This window comes from Pseudomonadota bacterium (assembly GCA_010028905.1).
In the GTDB taxonomy this organism is placed as follows: Bacteria; Vulcanimicrobiota; Xenobia; order RGZZ01; family RGZZ01; genus RGZZ01.
This window is the reverse complement of record RGZZ01000646.1, coordinates 1-2317: the sequence shown is the minus strand read 5'-3', so window position 1 is coordinate 2317 and position 2317 is coordinate 1. Positions and strand designations below refer to the sequence as shown.

At 67.6% G+C, this 2317-nt stretch carries 2 protein-coding genes; both read right to left on the bottom strand.

The window, feature by feature from the left end:
• Window positions 1–234 precede the first annotated feature (234 nt).
• Window positions 235–903, bottom strand: coding sequence for a hypothetical protein (locus EB084_23915; GenBank protein ID NDD31309.1), 669 nt, complete (start codon window positions 901–903; stop codon window positions 235–237).
• The coding region (locus EB084_23910) for a hypothetical protein (GenBank protein ID NDD31308.1) at window positions 881–2317 on the bottom strand (1437 nt) is incomplete at its 5' end. The genes EB084_23910 and EB084_23915, both read right to left, overlap by 23 nt.

Sequence of the window (2317 nt, the reverse complement as noted above, 5' to 3'; positions counted from 1 at the left end):
GCTGTAGCTGGGACCGCTGTAGCTGGGACCGCTGTTCGAACGAGACGAGCTGCTCGATGAGCGCGAGCCGCCTCCGTAGCTCTGCCCCCCACCCGCTCTGGCGGCAACCGCCAGGCAGACGGCCGCGAAAACGTAGCGAAAGCGCGCAAGTGCGGTGAGCAGTGGCATGACAGCGATGGCTTTCAGGCGCTGACGCGCATCTCCTGCCGCGGCGCCAGGAGCTCGGCCGAGCCTCTAGGGCGTGGACGCCGGTACCGCCGACGCATAGCAGTCGCGGGCCTGCTGCAGGGCGCGGGCCGCGGCGGCCTCGAGACGCTCGATGAGGTCGCCCAGCGCAGCCTCGCGCGATGTTGCCCAGCGATCGATGAGCGGGCATATCTCGAGGTAGAGACCGAGGCCCTCTTCGAGACGGGCACGCCCCTCGCGCATGCGATCGTGGTCATACACGGGACGCGCGCGAACCTCACCCAGACGGGCCTCGAGGTAGCTCTGCACCTCAGCCACAAGCGACGCGACGTCGGTCGGCGAGAGGGCCTCGCCCGCCACGGCGCGACGTATGCGCCGCAGCTGCTCTCCCGCCACCGACACGGGCTCCTCAGACAAGACATCGAAGGCGGCCTCGATGGCCCTCACCCGTTCCTCGGCCGCCTCGAAGGCATCACGCGCCTGAGCCGCAACGACGCTCGCTGCGCTCACCGACTCGGAACCCGCGGGCACCACAGGCTCCGCGGCGAGGGCGTCGTCGATGCTCCCCGCGGTCAAGGTCGAGGCCTCGTCACCGCTCACGGACTCGACGAAGCCATCGGCGTCGCGCGCGAGCACGGGGGGCTCATCAGACGAAGCGCTCCAGTCGAGTCGCAGATCGACTCCACCTGGGCCCTCAGGCGTAGGCGCTTGTGCCATTGCTCTTCTCGTTGAAGCCCATGGCCAGCTGCACGTTGTCGAGCAGCCGGGGCAAGGCCGGATGCTCTTTCATCCAGGTCTCGAACGTCTTCTGGTAGCCCGTCGGGGCCTGCTCCTTGGCGTAGGCGTCGAACGCGATGAGCTTGAAGTAGCGCTCGAGATACTGCTGCCCCCGCTCGCGCGCCTCGACGCGCTGCTGCACGTCAGGGGCGGTCTCGGCCTTCTGCTTGTAGTCGAGGATCGACTCGCGCAGGTTCTGCAGACCGCTGTACTGATCGATGATTACGTCGGCTTCCTGCTTCGACTTCGGACCGCGCTCGAGGGTTCGGATGAGGCTCAAGATGACGCGATAGTCGCCCGTGCGATAGTTCGCCCGCTCCTTGATGTCTTCTCGCACCGCGGGCTCCTTGGCGATGCCCTCGTCGCCCGGCACGTCCTTGGCGGCGCGCTGCATGAGCCCAGCCATCACCATGGCCGTGGTGGTTCGCCCACGCCCCGCGTGGCAGTTGAAGATGACGGGCTGGTCTGACGGCACGTCCTTGAGGCGGTTCACCAGTGCGGTGAAGTCGGCCATGTCCGGCGCCTTCTCGTCGGTGATGGGGATGCGGGCATAGTCGACCTTGTACCCCTCGGCCTTCAACCCGTCGAAGACCTCGCGTGGGGTCTTCACGTTCTCGGGCTTGACCTCTTCAAAGTGCGACACCAGCTTGCCATCCGGCGATTCATCGTGCACGAGGATGCGGTTTCCGTTGCGCGCGAGCTCGGCCTGGATGTCGGCCTTGAGCTGCGCGTCGGAGCGCTCGACCTCTTCGGTGGTGGCCCCAGGGTTCTCGATGTTGCGCGTCCAGCCGGCGAGCTCGCGCACGTTGAAGGGGCGGCCGTTGACATAGACCACGGGCTCTTCCCGCAGGCTCGTCCACACCGCGGGCTTGCCGCTGCCGTCGGGACCTGCGCCCGCCTGCGTGAGCACGCCCTTGATGCCTTCGATGGTGGGCTGGGCCACCCCGTGGATGTTCTCGCCGTTCACCTCACGGTAGTTGGGGGCACCGGTGAGACGAGGCTGGGGATGGGGCCCCGTGTTCAGGTTCATGCGATGCAGCCCAGGGTACTGGTCGCTCTTGAGCACCCGCCCCGCGCCCAGCACCTGGCCGCTGCGGTTGGCGATGACGCTGGCCGATGAGGGCAAGGGCGCCTCGGCCGGTGCGGGAACCGGCGTGAACGAGGCCTGGGTCGGATCGTGCAGGGCGAGCCAGGCCTGCATCTCTGTCGACCACGACGCGCGGTCGAGCGCCTGGGGTCGGGAGAGCGGCGCCTCGGTCGTGGGGGTGTAGACCAGGAAGCTGTCGTGAATCTGCATACCGCATGAGTTCCAGGCGTGCTCGGCAGATCCCTGGTTCGAACCGAAGACACGCGT